The 14,552-nt window shown below is 67.0% G+C and carries 14 protein-coding genes; 9 read left to right on the forward strand and 5 right to left on the reverse strand.

Translation table 11 applies throughout. From position 1 onward, the window contains the following. The first annotated feature begins 49 nt into the window (after positions 1-49). From hsaA to AB0L82_RS02250, 8 genes are all read left to right on the forward strand, one after another. Complete coding sequence (gene hsaA, locus AB0L82_RS02215) at positions 50-1,210, forward strand: 3-hydroxy-9,10-secoandrosta-1,3,5(10)-triene-9,17-dione monooxygenase oxygenase subunit (protein WP_364629691.1); 1,161 nt, start codon at positions 50-52, stop codon at positions 1,208-1,210. After that, a complete protein-coding gene (locus tag AB0L82_RS02220) occupies positions 1,211-2,065 on the forward strand; it encodes an alpha/beta fold hydrolase (protein WP_364629694.1) in 855 nt (284 codons plus the stop codon). Positions 2,066-2,169: 104 nt separating this feature from the next. After that, the gene (locus AB0L82_RS02225; protein ID WP_364629697.1) at positions 2,170-2,691 is read left to right on the forward strand and encodes a DUF664 domain-containing protein; all 522 of its coding nucleotides are present in this window, start codon (positions 2,170-2,172) and stop codon (positions 2,689-2,691) included. Between the two features lie 96 nt (positions 2,692-2,787). Next, entirely contained in the window at positions 2,788-3,204 is a 417-nt protein-coding gene (locus tag AB0L82_RS02230) for a YciI family protein (protein WP_364629699.1), read from the forward strand. After that, positions 3,205-4,413: a DUF6596 domain-containing protein gene (locus AB0L82_RS02235; protein ID WP_364629701.1), complete on the forward strand. Its 1,209-nt coding sequence runs from the start codon at positions 3,205-3,207 to the stop codon at positions 4,411-4,413. 88 nt (positions 4,414-4,501) lie between these two features. After that, positions 4,502-6,040, forward strand: a complete 1,539-nt coding sequence (locus AB0L82_RS02240; RefSeq protein ID WP_364629704.1) for a cytochrome P450 — start codon at positions 4,502-4,504, stop codon at positions 6,038-6,040. Positions 6,041-6,047: 7 nt separating this feature from the next. After that, on the forward strand, positions 6,048-6,818 hold the full coding sequence (locus tag AB0L82_RS02245; protein WP_364629707.1) for a TetR/AcrR family transcriptional regulator: 771 nt from the start codon (positions 6,048-6,050) through the stop codon (positions 6,816-6,818). A gap of 25 nt (positions 6,819-6,843) precedes the next feature. Further along, complete coding sequence (locus tag AB0L82_RS02250; protein ID WP_364629709.1) at positions 6,844-7,035, forward strand: hypothetical protein; 192 nt, start codon at positions 6,844-6,846, stop codon at positions 7,033-7,035. A gap of 44 nt (positions 7,036-7,079) precedes the next feature. On the opposite strand, the gene AB0L82_RS02255 is transcribed toward AB0L82_RS02250, so the two are convergent. Further along, the gene (locus AB0L82_RS02255; RefSeq protein WP_364629712.1) at positions 7,080-8,696 is read right to left on the reverse strand and encodes an FAD-dependent oxidoreductase; all 1,617 of its coding nucleotides are present in this window, start codon (positions 8,694-8,696) and stop codon (positions 7,080-7,082) included. 86 nt (positions 8,697-8,782) lie between these two features. Continuing rightward, positions 8,783-11,083: a LuxR C-terminal-related transcriptional regulator gene (locus AB0L82_RS02260; RefSeq protein ID WP_364629715.1), complete on the reverse strand. Its 2,301-nt coding sequence runs from the start codon at positions 11,081-11,083 to the stop codon at positions 8,783-8,785. A 173-nt stretch (positions 11,084-11,256) separates the two neighbouring features. Between AB0L82_RS02260 and AB0L82_RS02265 the strand changes: the two genes are divergently transcribed. Continuing rightward, positions 11,257-11,619, forward strand: a complete 363-nt coding sequence (locus tag AB0L82_RS02265; protein ID WP_364632730.1) for an MmcQ/YjbR family DNA-binding protein — start codon at positions 11,257-11,259, stop codon at positions 11,617-11,619. An 8-nt stretch (positions 11,620-11,627) separates the two neighbouring features. Here AB0L82_RS02265 and AB0L82_RS02270 read toward each other — a convergent pair whose 3' ends face one another. From AB0L82_RS02270 to AB0L82_RS02280, 3 genes are all read right to left on the reverse strand, one after another. Then, positions 11,628-12,572: an alpha/beta hydrolase fold domain-containing protein gene (locus AB0L82_RS02270; RefSeq protein ID WP_364629718.1), complete on the reverse strand. Its 945-nt coding sequence runs from the start codon at positions 12,570-12,572 to the stop codon at positions 11,628-11,630. A 24-nt stretch (positions 12,573-12,596) separates the two neighbouring features. Beyond that, the gene (locus AB0L82_RS02275; RefSeq protein WP_364629720.1) at positions 12,597-13,199 is read right to left on the reverse strand and encodes a hypothetical protein; all 603 of its coding nucleotides are present in this window, start codon (positions 13,197-13,199) and stop codon (positions 12,597-12,599) included. A 107-nt stretch (positions 13,200-13,306) separates the two neighbouring features. Further along, a complete protein-coding gene (locus AB0L82_RS02280) occupies positions 13,307-14,527 on the reverse strand; it encodes a bifunctional 3,4-dihydroxy-2-butanone-4-phosphate synthase/GTP cyclohydrolase II (protein ID WP_364629722.1) in 1,221 nt (406 codons plus the stop codon). Between the last annotated feature and the right edge of the window lie 25 nt (positions 14,528-14,552).

Raw genomic sequence — 14,552 nt, forward strand, 5'->3', positions numbered from 1 at the left:
CGCCATAGCGTCGGGTGCAGGAACCACTGCACGAGGAGGAAACACCCGCATGACTAACAAGGTGCTCGATCGGGTTCGCGATCTGCTGCCCGCTATCCGGGAACGCGCGGTGCAGGCCGAAGAGCAGCGGCGGGTGCCCGACGCCAGCATTGCCGAACTCACCGAGGCCGGGGTGTTCCGCATGTTGCAGCCCAAGCGTTTCGGCGGCGACGAGGCCTCCCCGGTGGACTTCTACCAGGTGGTGCGCGCGGTCGCGACCGCCTGCCCGTCCACCGCGTGGGTGACCTCGGTGCTCGGCGCGCACCCGTGGCAGCTGGCCCTGTTCGATGATCGCGCCCAGCAGGATGTCTGGGGCGTGGATCCGGATGTGCGGGTGTCGTCCTCCTACGCGCCGACCGGCAAGCTCACCGCCGTCGAGGGCGGGTTCGAGATGTCCGGCCGCTGGAGCTTCTCCTCGGGCTGCGATCACGCGCAGTGGGTGTTCCTGGGCGCGCTGCTGCCCACCGACAAGGGCATGGACTACTTCACGGTGCTGGTGCCGCGCACCGACTATGTCATCGACGATGTGTGGCAGGTGTCCGGCCTGTCCGGCACCGGCTCCAATGACATCGTCATCGAGAAGGCATTCGTCCCGGCCTACCGCCTGTACTCCGCCACCGATCAGGCGAACCTGATCGGGCCCGGCCAAGAGGTGAATACCGCTCCGCTGTACAAGATCTCGTTCGGCAGCGTGTTCTCCAACACCATCACCGCCCCCATCATCGGCGCGGCCGAAGGGGCGTACGAGGCGCATATCGAGCGTCAGCGTGAGCGCGTGCGGCTGTCCTACGGCGGCCAGAAGGTCTCCGACGATCCGTTCGCGCATGTGCGAATCGCCCGTGCCGCCAGCGAGATCGACGCCGCGATCCTCCAGATGGAGCGCAACACCACCGAACAGCTGCGCTATGCCGAAGCGGGCGAGGAGATTCCGTTCGAGGTGCGCCTGCGCGCCCGCCGCGATCAGGTGCGCGGCACCGAACGCGCCCTGGAGGCAATCGATCTGCTGTTCAAGAACTCCGGCGGCCACTCCATCAAGAAGCCGAATCCGATCGAGCGGCACTGGCGCGACGCGCACGCGGGCAGCGTGCACGCCATCAATGACGTGGAGCGCGCGCTGGCCATGTTCGGCAAGGGAGCGATGGGCCTCGAGGTTACGGATCGGATGCTGTAAATGACTCTGACCGTTGAGAATACCGAGCGCTGGGTCACCGTCGACGGGCATGAGCTGCGGTACCACGAGGCGGGCTCCGGCGCGCCCCTGGTACTGCTGCACGGCTCCGGCGCGGGCGTCTCGGGCTGGGCCAATTTCGGCGACAATCTGCCGATCCTGGCCGAGCACTTCCGCTGCCTGATCCTGGATCAGCCCGGCTTCGGCGCGAGCGGCCGTCCGGAAGTGTACGAGCGCAACTACCTTCGCATCGCCGCCGACGCGGTCATCGGACTGCTCGATGAGCTCGGTATCGAAAAGGCGCATCTGCTCGGCAATTCCATGGGCGGCGGCGTGGCGGCCATGATCGCGCTCGATCATCCGGGCCGAGTGGATCGCGTGGTGCTCATGGCCCCCGGCGGCGTCGGGGTCAATGTGCTCGGACCCGAACCGTCCGAAGGCATTCGGCGGTTGATGGAGTTCAACGCCAACCCCACCGATGAGCGCGCCATGGGCTTCCTGCGCGCCATGGTCTTCAACGAGGCCACGCTCACCGAGGAACTGATCGCCACCCGGCTGCAGGCGGCGGCCGATCCGAAGGGCCAGGCCGCCCTGCGCGATGCCTACGCCACCTTCTACAACCCGAAAATGGCTGAGCCGCTGCCATTGTGGGCGCGGCTGAAGTCCCTCCAGCACGAGGTGCTCATGCTGTGGGGCCGCGATGACCGCGTCACCCCCGTCGAGGGTTCGCTTTTCCCCGCCCGCCAGCTCCCCAATGCCGATCTGCGCATCTTCTCGCGCTGCGGTCATTGGGTGCAGGTGGAGCGCAAGGACGCCTTCGAACGCGCCGTGATCGATTTCCTGAACCACGGCCTGTAGTCACCCGCCATCGATTCTCGCGCCCGTCCCGATTCCGGGGCGGGCGCGAAGTCGTTCGCGAAAACCCGGTGTCGCGCCGACGTCACCGCCGGTAACGTCCCCTCATGACCTGGATCGCCCCGGATGTCGAACGCACCACCCAACTGCTCGTCGGCGATGAGCGCGCCGTACTGCAATCGCTGCTCGATCGCGGCCGCACCATTCTGCTGTGGAAATGCCAGGGCCTCAATGGAACCCAGCTCTCCGCGCGCAGCGTCGAACCCTCCACGCTGTCCCTGCTCGGCCTGCTCCGGCATCTGACCGAATGCGAGCGCGGCTGGTTCCGCATTCGCGCCGCCGGTGAACAGCTCGACTACCTCTACAGCTCCGAGACCAATCGGGACGGCGATTTCGACGATACCGATCCCGATGCCGCCGAAGCCGACTACAACCGCTTCCTGGAGGAGATCGACCTGTGCGACAAGGCGGTCGCCGCCCTGCCGCTCGATTACACCGTGCCGCATCCCCGCACCGGCCTGGACATGTCCCTGCGCTGGATCTACCTGCACCTCATCGAGGAATACGGCCGTCATGACGGCCACGCGGACTTCCTGCGCGAACGCATCGACGGCGTGACCGGGTACTGATCGCGATTTCACCGGCCGTGTCCGAAACTGGAGGACAGCTTCGACGTCCCCTGTGAATCGCGCCTTCCCGGTGCGATCAGCCGGAAAGGAACAGTCATGAAGTACATGATCTTGGCTTACGCCTCACAGCGGGACTACGACGGAATGGCGGGCGGAACGACCGAGACGCCGGCGTGGACGTCGGAGGAATTGGCGGCGATGACCGAATTCATGTCGGCGGCCAATCAGGAGCTGGCCGACTCCGGCGAACTGATCGAAACCCGCGGTCTCGCCGCGCCGGTGCACACCCGGCGGGTGGGCAACGGTGACGGAGCTGCCTTCGTCACCGACGGTCCCTACGCCGAAACGCAGGAGGTGCTGGCCGGATACTGGATCGTGGAGTGCGAAAGCTTCGACCGCGCAACGGAAATCGCGGTCCAGCTGGGTAAGTGCCCGGCCCCCGGACATCTCGCCGGTCGCGGCTACGCCGATGTCCGCCCGATTGTGGACGGCGCGACCGAACTGGTCTTCTGAATGACCTTCGTCCCCGATTCGGACCTGCGGCGGCTCACGCCGCAGGTCCTGGGCGCACTGGTACGCCGTTACGGCCATTTCGACACCGCCGAGGACGCGGTCCAGGAGGCGCTGCTGGCGGCGGCGGCGAGATGGCCGAGCGAGGGTGTACCCGATGATCCGCGCGGTTGGCTCATCGCGGTCGGCGCGCGCAAGCTCACCGACCTGCTGCGCGCGGAACAGGCGCGCCGCCGCCGCGAGGACCGGGTCGCCCGCTGGGAACCGCCGCCGCGGGTCGCCGATAGCACCCCGGCCGATGACACCCTGATCCTGCTGTACCTGTGCTGCCACCCCGCACTACCGCCCGTTTCCCAGGTGGCGTTGACGCTCCGCGCGGTGGGCGGCTTGACCACCACCGAGATCGCCCGGGCGTTCCTGGTGCAGGAGTCGGCCATGACCCGCCGCATCACGCGCGCCAAGGCGACCATCAAACAGAGCGGACTGCCGTTCGCCGCCCCGGCCGCCGCCGAGCGCCCGGACCGGCTCACCTCGGTACTGCATGTGCTGTACCTGATCTTCACCGAGGGGTACGCCGCGACCACCGGCCCGGCGCTGCATCGCGTGGAGTTGTCGGCCGAGGCGATTCGCCTGGCGCGCATGGTTTTCCAACTGCTCCCGGAGGACGGGGAAGTGGCCGGGCTGCTCGCCCTGATGCTGCTCACCGATGCCCGTCGCGACGCTCGCGCCGCGTCCGACGGCACCCCGGTCCCGATGGCGGAGCAGGACCGAACCCGTTGGGACGCAGCCGCTATCGCCGAAGGCATCGCACTGATCACCGCGGCTCTCCCGCGCGGTCCGGTGGGTCCCTATCAACTCCAGGCCGCCATCGCGGCCCTGCACGATGAGGCGCCCACCTACGATGCCACGGATTGGCCGCAGATCACCCTGCTGTACGAACAGCTGCTGGCTCGCACCGATAACCCGGTCATCGCTCTGAATCACGCTGTCGCCGTGGCGATGTCCCGTGGGCCGCAACAGGGTCTGGACCTGATCGACAAACTCCGAGCCGACCCGCGCCTGGCCGATGACCATCGCCTGCACGCCGCCCGCGCTCACCTGTTGAACATGCTCGGCGATCCCGAGGCCGCGCGTGCGGCGTTCGGCAGGGCCGCGACGCTGACGACCAATCTGCCGCTACAGCGCTATCTGCGCGCACAGGCCACCGGGTGAACCATTGACCGAGGCATCGTGTCTCACTACTGTGAGTGGGACATCACGTCTCATGTGGAGAACATGCCGACTGGTAGGGAGCCCGGTTATGGCCGCCGATGTCGATTCCGCGATCCGTCCCTCGAGAATGCACCCACCGAAGTGGACCCCGGCCTTCATTCGATGGCACGGCACCCCGATCACCTGGCGGCAGTCCACCCGCCTGGCGCTGGGAATCCTGCCCCGGGTGCGCGATCACACCGTGCTCGACTACGTGGCGAGCCTGCCCGGTGCGGACGATGTCATGGTGGCGCGGGTGCCGTTCAAGAGATTCGTGGTGATCCGCAGTCCGGAACTGGCGCGGCAGATTCTGGTGACCAACCAGAACAATTACGCCAAGAGCCCCGAGTACGACATGCTGGCCGTCGCCTTCGGCCGCGGCCTCGTCACCGATATGAACGATGAACTGTGGCAGCGCAATCGGCGGCTGGTGGGTCCGATCTTCGGTAAGCGCAATGTGGACGGCTTCGCACCGGTGATGGTGGCGGCCGCCCGGGACGCCGTGGCGCGTATCCGCGATCTCACCGCGCGGACCGGGACCGTGGATGTGAATGCCGAAATGAACCGGCTCACACTGGATGTCACCGCCCGCACCATGTTCGGCACCGATATCACCGGGCCCATGTCGGAGGTGGTGCTGGCGCGTCTGCTCCGATTCTTCGGCCGCGGTTTCATGACCAATGCCAGTCATCCACTGCACAATTTCGCGGTCTGGCTGCACCGGCGCACCGGCCGGGACGGCGATGCCGCCAACTCGCGCTGGTCGATTCAGGTCATGCGCGCCGCCGGCTGGGTGATCGAACCGCGTGCCATGCGCGATCTGCGCCATGCCGAGAACGTGGTGGACGGGTTGATCGCCGCGCATCGCGACGGGCGCATCGACCGCAAGGACAATCTGCTCGCGCTGCTCATGGACGCCGCCGATCCCGAAACCGGTTACCGCTACAGCGATCAGGAGATCCACGATGAGCTGATGACCTTCATCGGAGCCGGAATGGAAACCACCGCAACGGCTTTGACCTGGGTCTGGCAGCTGCTCGCGGAGAATCCGCGGGCGCGCGAACGGCTTTACGCCGAGGTCGACTCGGTGCTCGGCGATCGGCCCGCCACCGCCGCCGATCTGGAACGACTGCCGTGGACCCAGGCGGTCATCGCCGAGACCATGCGGATGCTGCCGCCGGTCATCGGCCTCGCCCGCACTGCGAAGGAGCGGGACACCCTCGCCGGGTATTCGATCGAGCCCGGTACGACGGTCGCCATCGTCATTCACGGTGTGCACCACCACGAACGGGTGTGGGATCGGCCCGATGACTTCGATCCCGGCCGCTATCTGCCGGAAAACCTGGAGCGCGAACAGAAGCGCGCCTCCATTCCCTTCGGTGCGGGTAAACGCATGTGCGTCGCATCGGGTTTCGCGAGTATGGAGGCGACCCTGGTGGTCGCCACCTTCGCACAGCACCTGCGATTCGAGGCCGTCTCGCCCGAGCGGGTCCGCCGTCAGATCTCCTTCACCGGCGGTCCCGACGGTCCGCTGACCATGCGCCCGCGGTTCCGCGCGGAACCGGAATCCGCGAGCCGCGCCGTATAGTCGGGTCGTGGACCTGCCGATGGACCTGCGAAAACGCCGTAAGCAGTCGCATAAACGGCGCTGGAGCGAACACAATTCGACCCGGCAGACCCTGATCCTGCAGGCCGCCGTGGAGCTGATCGAGGAGTATGAGTCCGGCGCGGAGATCTCCATCCAGCAGATCGCCGAGCGCGCCGGACTGGCCCGCTCGGTGCTCTACCGCCAGTTCGACAATCGCGAGGATCTGGACGCCCGTATACGCGAATTCATCCAGCTGCGCGCGATCGAACAGTTCGAATCCGCGATGGTCCTCGATCCCGCCAAGACCGTCGGGCAGACCTTGCTCGATCTCATGCGCACGGTGGTGGGCTGGGCCGCCGACCATCCCAAGCTCTATCGGTTCGAACAGAGCGGACGGTTACACGGTCACAGCGCACCGCAATCCGGCGCCGTCGTCGGCAGGCAGCGGCTGGCCGAGCTGGTGTGGCAGCGGTTCTCCACCGTGACCGCGGTGCTCGGCATCGATGTGCGGCCCTTCCATCCGCTCGCGCACGGCGTCATCGGCCTGGTCGAGGGTGTCATCAACCAATACATCGTCGCCCCGGGCGATTCCGGCCGCGCCGATCCGGAGGCCATCGCCGAACTTCTCGCCACCTCGGTATGGCACCTGTTCTCCGGCCATGCCGCCGACAATGGTTACCGCTTCGACCGCGATGCCAATGCCGCCGCACTGCTCGGCGGACTGCTCGACACCGCCGCCGACGGAAAGCGCCCTCCCGCCGCGGAATCCGGCCGGTAGCGCCTCCCGCCGCGGACCTGTCTGGGTGTCGATCATCCAGTACTTCGTATTCCTGTTCGTGGTGCAGGCGCACTGGACGACCCCGTACAGCTGGATTCGCAATGCCATCAGCGATCTCGGGGCCGAGACCTGTTTTCATTCCGAATCGGTCGAGGCGAACGCATCGCCACGTTCCCGGTACTCATGTGGCTCATCCTGTGCGGTGCGTACCTTCTGATCGGCTCGCGCGGCGCGGTCGCCGTTCCCGAATGACGGTGTGGCTCAACCCAGAATGAGCGCGGCCGCGTGCTCGCCGATCATCATGGTGGAGGCATTGGTATTGCCGCCGACGATGCTCGGCATGATCGAGGCGTCGGCGACCCGCAGCCCTTCCACACCGCGCACCCGCAGCGTCGGATCCACCACCGCGCGTTCGTCCACGCCCATGCGGCAGGTGCCGACCGGGTGGTAGACGGTGGTCGCCCGATTCGGGACCTCGGCGGCGAGTTCGGCGCGGCCGGGATACTTTGTGCCGGGCTCGATTTCGGTGTCGACCAGGCCGTCGAGTGATTTCGCGGCCATGATTTCGCGGATCAACTCCATGCCGTGCACCAGCGTGTCCAGGTCGCGCTGTTCGGCGAGATAGTTGGGGTCGATGGCGGGCGCGGCGGCCGGGTCGGCCGAGGTCAGCCGTAGCGTGCCCCGACTCTGCGGGTAGATCAGCGTCGACATGATGGTCAGCGACTGGCGCGGGTCCGGGGTGTGCCGGATCGGGGCATCCTGATTCGGGCCGGGGTAACTCCAGGGGAGCACGTGCAATTGGAGATCGGGCACCTCGGCCGCATACGGGGTGCGCAGGAACGCGACCACTTCGAACACACTGCGCGCGAGCCAGGTGCTGTTGTTGCGCAACGATTCTCGCAGTAGTGCGCTGGCGAAGTAGCCCGGTGACGACCGCCGCACGGCGGTGGGCATGGCGAAGGTCATCGGCACGAACAGGTGATCGTGCAGGTTATCGCCCACCGGCAGATCGGCGACGACATCGATATCGAAGGCGCGCAGGTGATCGGCGGGGCCGATGCCCGAGAGCATGAGCAGTTGAGCCGAGCCGAAAGTGCCCGCGCTGACGATCACTTCGCGCTCGGCCCGCAGCGTCTCGGTGCCGCGCTTGGTGCGGACCTGTACGCCGATGGCCCGCCCGTTCTCGATCAGAATGCGCTCGACCTGTGTATTCGGCAGCACCGTAAGGTTTTTCGGCCGATCGTCGAGATATCCGACAGCGGTGCTGGAACGCAGCCCGTTGCTATTGCTCTGCTGGAAGAGCGAAACGCCTTCCTGCTCCGCGCCGTTGTAGTCGGGATTGACCGCCGCGCCGGTGGTTTCGGTCAGCGCACCCATGAACGCCTCGGACGCGCCCGTCAGCTCGCGCGCCCGAATCACCTTGATGGGCCCGGATTCCCCGCGGAATTCGTTCGCACCGTCCTCGAACGATTCGAACTTCTTGAAGCTCGGCAGCACATCGTCATAGGCCCAGCCGGTATTGCCCTCGGCGGCCCAGTCGTCGAAATTGCGCCGATTCCCGCGCACGAAGACCATGCCGTTGATCGAGCTGGAACCGCCGACGACCTTGCCGTGCGTCTGCGGTACACGCCGCCCGAGTGCGTGCTTCTGCTCGACGGTGTAGTGCCCCCAGTCGATGATCTTCTTCAACTGCGGCACGGCGTGCATCGGCCCGATCATTCCGGGCTTGCGCACCAGCCTGGTGTTATCCCGCCGTCCCGCCTCGATCAGCGTGACACTCGCCCCGGTATCGGCCAGCCTGCGCGCGATGATCGCCCCCGCACTGCCGGAACCGATGATGATGTAGTCCGCCGTCGCCACGATCAGCCCTTCTGTCAACACACTCCACGCCGCGCCCCTGCGGCGAAACTGGAACGTGTTGCGAAGCTACTCCGAAAACGGCCGCGTGGTAACCCGTTTCAAGGTCAGAGATCGTGTTCGTGCGCCCAGGCTGCCACCTGGGTGCGGGAGGTGAAGCCCAGTTTGGTGAGGATGTGCTCGACGTGGGTTTCGGCGGTGCGGATGGAGATGACCAGGTCGGCGGCTATGCGCTTATTGCTGTGCCCGGCGGCCACCAGGCGCGCCACATCCTTTTCTCGACGGGTCAGCACGTTCGTCTCCGACACCGCGACAGGGGCTTTGCGGGGTGCGCGCTTGGGTGCGGCGGGTTCGGGTTGCGCGGAGACGACGGTGCGGCCGAGCGCGTAGTCGATGGCCTCGGGCAGCGGCATATTCGCGCCGGAGCCGAAGGCGGCGCGGAAGGCGTCCTCGCCGAGAGCGTCTCGGACCTTGAGGCGTTCCTTATCGCCGACGGCGACCGTGATGGTGTGCGCCAGGCGAATGGTGCTGCGCTGCAAGGATTCCGCCGCGCCGAGCAGCCGGGCGGCGCGGGCGTAGTCACCATTGGCCGAGACGGTCCAGGCCAGCCCCTCGAAAGCGGAGGAGAGCCAGACACAGCGGTCGAACAGGGCCAGCTGTTCGATCGCGCGGCCGTGGAATTCGGCCGAGGCCGTCAGATCGCCGAGCCGCCAGTGATCGATGCCGACGGTCCACAGGGCCAAGCCGCCCAGCAGGTGTGAACCGCTGGCGGTGGTCAGCTCCAGGAAACGGTTCGCCAGTTCGGTGCGGCCGGGGGCGTCCAGCACCATGGCGCACATGAAAGCGAAGGCGTGACTGTCCATTTCGATGGCCTGCTGATTGGTCTCGACCGCCAATTCGATGGCGGTGCGGCCCAATTCCAGCGAGCGCTGGCGGTCGCCCTCGGCGAAGGCGAGCAGCGAGCGGTCCAGCGCCGCCTCCGCCATGATCTCCGAACCCTCCAGCGTGGCAGCCAATTCCAGGCATTCCTGCACCAGGCGCGCGGCGGAGACCTGATCGCCGAGCAGGGCGGCCAGCGATGCGGCCGAGGACAATGCCTTGGCGCGTTCGGCGGTGGGCTCCGGATTGCGTTCCAGGGCTTCGGTGAGCCAGCGGTAGCCCTCGGACAGGAAGCGATTGTGCTCCCAGAACGGCCGCAGCACGGTCACCGTGGCAATGGTCTCGAGCGGTTCGTCCTCGAGTCCGGAGCGCAGCGCCGCACGGAGATTCGCGTGTTCGCGGGTGAGTTCGCGGAACCACTGCACATCGTCGGCGGTCCAGTACGCGGTCTGCCCGCGCAGAGCCAGATCCCGGTAGTGCGCGCGATGGCGGGCGCGCACGGTGTGGATATCGCCGCGCTCGAGCAGCCGGTCGGCCGCGAATTGGCGGATCGGCTCCAGCATGGAATAGCGCGCCACCTCACCGTCATAGCGTTGCGCCACAACGGATTTGTCGACCAGTCCGGTGAGCGCGTCGATCAGCGAACCCCGGCCGAGATCGCAGACCGCCTCCGCCGCCTCGATATCGAACCCGCCCGCGAAGACCGAAAGCTGTTCCCACAGAGACTGTTCGGCGGGCGTGCACAGGTTGTAGCTCCACCGGATCGCGCCCTCGATGGTCTGCTGCCGTTCGGGCGCGGTGCGCGGTCCGGCGCTGAGCAGTCCCATGGTGTCGTCCAGCCGGTGCAGGATCTGTTCCGGGGTGAACATGCGCAGGCGCAGCGCCGCCAATTCCAGTGCGAGCGGCATACCTTCGAGCCGGCGGCAGATCTCGGCCAGCACTTCCCGATTGCCCGGTGTCGCTTCGAATTCCGGGTTCGCGGCACTGGCGCGTTCGATGAACAGTTGCAGCGCGTCGCTCTCGTCCCCGGTATCGGCTTCGGGAATGGTGAGCGGCGGCACCGGCATCACCTGTTCGCCGGGAATGCCCAGCACTTCGCGGCTGGTGGCCAGCACCCGCACATCCGGTGTGGTGGCGATGATCCGCCCGACCAGCGCCGCGCACGCCTCGATGAGATGCTCGCAATTGTCCAGAATCAGCAGCAGCCGCTTATCGGCGAGGAATTCGGTGAGCCGGGGCAGCGGTGCGGTGGACTCATCGCGCAGGTTCAGCGCCTCGGCCACGCTGAGGGTGACCAGGTTCGGATCGTGCAGGTCGGCGAGCTCGACCAGCCACACGCCATCGGGGAACGCGCGCGCGACCAACTGCCCGATCTGCCGGGACAACCGGGTCTTGCCCATACCGCCGGGACCGAGCAGGGTCAGCACCCGGGTGGTGGGCAGTAGCCGTTTGGCGGTAGCCAGCTCGTCGCGGCGGCCCACAAAGGAAGTCACCTCGGCAGGGAGGTTTCCATTGACACGCCGCGCCATGAGCTCCAACCTATGTGATCTGTCACGCTCCCTGCTACCACCGGGGCATAAACGCAGTTCGCGTCGTCTGGTAAACGTTTGTCAAGCGCTGTTGCGGACCCGGCTAGACTGCGTTGGTGCCGCCGAAATCGCGTCGCGCCAGGCTCGCCGATGTGCACGCTCTCGCCGAGGGCATGCCGCACGTGACCACCGTGCGGGGGCCGGTCGCGGACAACCCGGTCTATCAGGTGGGCGGGAAGTCCTTCATCTTCTTCCGCACACCGCGACCCGATGCCGTCGATCCGGAGACCGGTGAGCGCTATCCGGACGTCATCGTCTTCTGGGTGCCGTCCGAATCCGATAAGCAGGCCATGGTCCAGGACCCGGATTCGCCGTTCTTCACCACGCCGCATTTCAACGGGCATCTCTCGGTACTGGTGCGTTCCTCCCGGCTGGGTGAGCTGAGCCTGGCCGAGCTCACCGAGGTGATCCAGGACGCCTGGCTCTCCCGCGCGTCTCCCACTCGCGCGCGCAAGTGGCTCGCCGAGCACTCCTAGCATTTCGTTTACGGCGCAGTGGTTTTCACCGGCGTCAGGGCGGTGCGTAGCGCGCCCAAGATCTGGGCGCGGCCGACGCGTCCCTCCCGGGTGGGCGTGAGCGGGTAGACGTGCACCAGCCCCGCGCCCTCGTGATACTCGACCTCGACGCCCGCCAGGCGGGCCTTGTCGACCAGCAGCCGGGTATCGGGCAGCACGATGTCGCGGGTGCCGCTGAACACCGTCAGCGGGCCAAGCCCGCGCATCTCACCGAGCAGGGGACTGACCCGCGGATCGGTCAGCGGCAGCTCACCGCGCCACAGGTCGATGAATACCCGGGTGCCCTCCTTGCCCAGCCACGGATCATCGGGCAGCACCACATCGATATCCGGATTGCTCAGCGACAGTTCCAGCGCGGGGGAGATCAATACCGTGCGCGGCAGCACCACCTGATGTTCGTCCCGCAGCACCTGCGCCGCGGACAGTGCGATCTGCCCGCCCGCGGAGTCACCGGCCAGGCAGACCTCTCCGTACCGGGACCTGTTGTCCAGCACCAGTTTCGCGACCGCCTCGATCACCTGTCCGGCGGTGCCGAACGGCACCAGCGGATAGATCGGCACGGTCACCGTGGTGCCCGCCTCGGCGGCGATATCGGCGGCCAGCTGCCAATGCTGCGGTGCGATCTCATTGACCCAGGCGCCGCCGTGCATATAGACCACATTCCCGCGCGGCCGCCCGGTGCGCGGAATGATCGTGTAGATCGGCCAGCCCCGGCTGTGATCCACCGACACCACCACATCCGAGCGCAGCCGCCGCGGCGGACCGTAGGTCTTGGGCCGCAGACTCCGCTCGCGCAGATGCTTGCGCGCGGGCTCGACGGTGAGGAATGGCCGATTCGCGCGAATAACGCGCAGGTAGGCGGGAACTACCCGGCGGCTCAGAAAGCTCGCCCGAGATGCGTGGAACGCCGTCATGCGGCGACCATACCGTCGCCGGGGCTATGCCGGAGGCACCTTCATTTCACTCACCAGCCAACGGCCGTCCGCCTGCTCGTCGAGCTGGGCCAGCGCGGACATGGAAGTCGAGTGCGTCTCATTGGCGATGCTGGCCACCGTCTGGTTCACGAACACCAGCACCTCGGCGTGGTGCGCCGCCAAGCTGGTGAGACCGCAGCGCGTTTCACCCGGCTTGCTCCGCGTTTGCGCCTGGGTCAGGAATGATCGCAGCGACGGCCAGTTCTGGATGAACGTCTGCCGCCAGTCCCCGGTGGAAACGTCCAGCATGGCCGCGCGGTATTTGTCGAGATCGGTGAAGTCATAGGTCGCCATCTGCACCGCGAACTCACACGCCGCCCGCCGCGCCTTCTCCCGCCGGTCCGCCGCCGCGTTCAGATCCGAGACGTCCTGCCGCAGTTGCTCTTCGGTATCCGCGCCGCGCCGCGCCGACTGCTGCTCCCCGGAATACAGCAGCAGTAACCCGATGGCGGCCGCCACACAGATCAGCGCCAACCCGGCCGATATCCAGGACACCGCCACCGGCGACCGCAGCCCCCGATTCCGCCGCGGCCCCGGTGCCTGCGGGCCGTACCCCGGCATCGACATGGCAGTTCTCCTCGTCATGACCCTGCCGAGATGCTATCCCGCCCGCACCGACGATATCCGTCGCAGCGGGGAACTTGCTGCGCGGCTTGCGCCGATGTGCCGAGATGCTAACCCGCGGCGTCGATTTGCTCGAGGTGGTGGCTCATGCGGTCGCGTTTGGTGCGCAGGTAGTGCACGTTGTGTTCGGTGGGCTGGGTCTGTAGGGGGATGCGGGCCGTTACCGGGATGCCGTGGGTTTCCAGGCCGGATTGTTTGGCGGGGTTATTGCTCATGAGCAGGACCGATCGGACGTTCAGGTCGGTGAGAATGCGGGCTGCCGCGCCGTATTCGCGGGCGTCGATGGGCAGGCCGAGTTGGACGTTGGCGTCCACGGTGTCCGCGCCTCGGTCCTGAAGTTCGTAGGCGCGCAACTTGTTCAGCAGTCCGATGCCCCGGCCCTCCTGGCCGCGCAGGTAGACGATGACGCCCCGGCCCGCAGCGGCCACCGCCTCCAGGGCCGCGTCGAGTTGTTCGCCGCAATCGCAGCGGCGGGAGCCGAAGGCGTCGCCGGTGAGGCATTCCGAATGCACCCGGACCATGGTGTCGTCCCCGGCGGGATCGCCGTACACGAGCGCCAAATGCTCTGTGCCGGAATGCTCGTCGGCATAGCCGACCACCTGGAAATCGCCGAACCGGGTGGGCAGGCGGGTCTCGACCACGCGGGAGACGCCGTTCTCCAGGCTCTTGCGGTGGGTGATGAGGTCGGCGATGGAGATGATCGGGATGCCGTGCTCGCGCGACATGATCAGCAGCTCCGGCAGTCTCGCCATCGAGCCGTCGTCATTGACGACCTCGGCGATGACACCGGCGGGCCGCAACCCCGCCAGCCGCATCAGGTCGACAGCGGCCTCGGTATGACCCGGGCGGCCCAGCACGCCAAGGGGATTCGCGCGCAGCGGGAACACGTGACCCGGCCGCGACAGCTCAGCGGGGGAGGTGCGCGGATCGGCGAGGACCCGCATGGTGCGCGCGCGGTCGGCGGCCGAAATACCGGTGCTCACACCGGAAATCGCGTCCACGGACACGGTGTACGCGGTCCCCTTCGGATCCTGGTTGACCGCCGCCATGGGCGGCAGCTGCAACCGATCGAGATCCTCGCCCGCCATCGGCACGCACACCACGCCGCTGGTGTGGCGCACCAGGAAGCCGATGTTCTCCGGCGTCGCGAATTCGGCCGCGAGGATGAGATCGCCCTCGTTCTCGCGATCCTCGTCATCCACCACGAGCACCATGCCCCCGGCGGCGATGGTGGCCACCGCGGTCACAATGGCATCGAGTTCACCGGTCATCGTCGACCACCTCTCTGTTATGCCT

It is taken from the genome of Nocardia sp. NPDC052001 (assembly GCF_040680615.1).
GTDB lineage: Bacteria > Actinomycetota > Actinomycetes > Mycobacteriales > Mycobacteriaceae > Nocardia.

Excerpts from the sequence above, each read along its gene's own strand:
- hsaA (WP_364629691.1), top strand. The coding sequence starts at position 50 with ATGACTAACAAGGTGCTCGATCGGGTTCGCGATCTGCTGCCCGCTATC.
- AB0L82_RS02220 (WP_364629694.1), top strand. The coding sequence starts at position 1,211 with ATGACTCTGACCGTTGAGAATACCGAGCGCTGGGTCACCGTCGACGGG.
- AB0L82_RS02225 (WP_364629697.1), top strand. The coding sequence starts at position 2,170 with ATGACCTGGATCGCCCCGGATGTCGAACGCACCACCCAACTGCTCGTC.
- AB0L82_RS02230 (WP_364629699.1), top strand. The coding sequence starts at position 2,788 with ATGAAGTACATGATCTTGGCTTACGCCTCACAGCGGGACTACGACGGA.
- AB0L82_RS02235 (WP_364629701.1), top strand. The coding sequence starts at position 3,205 with ATGACCTTCGTCCCCGATTCGGACCTGCGGCGGCTCACGCCGCAGGTC.
- AB0L82_RS02240 (WP_364629704.1), top strand. The coding sequence starts at position 4,502 with ATGGCCGCCGATGTCGATTCCGCGATCCGTCCCTCGAGAATGCACCCA.
- AB0L82_RS02260 (WP_364629715.1), bottom strand. The coding sequence starts at position 11,083 with ATGGCGCGGCGTGTCAATGGAAACCTCCCTGCCGAGGTGACTTCCTTT.
- AB0L82_RS02265 (WP_364632730.1), top strand. The coding sequence starts at position 11,257 with ATGCCGCACGTGACCACCGTGCGGGGGCCGGTCGCGGACAACCCGGTC.
- AB0L82_RS02270 (WP_364629718.1), bottom strand. The coding sequence starts at position 12,572 with ATGACGGCGTTCCACGCATCTCGGGCGAGCTTTCTGAGCCGCCGGGTA.
- AB0L82_RS02275 (WP_364629720.1), bottom strand. The coding sequence starts at position 13,199 with ATGTCGATGCCGGGGTACGGCCCGCAGGCACCGGGGCCGCGGCGGAAT.
- AB0L82_RS02280 (WP_364629722.1), bottom strand. The coding sequence starts at position 14,527 with ATGACCGGTGAACTCGATGCCATTGTGACCGCGGTGGCCACCATCGCC.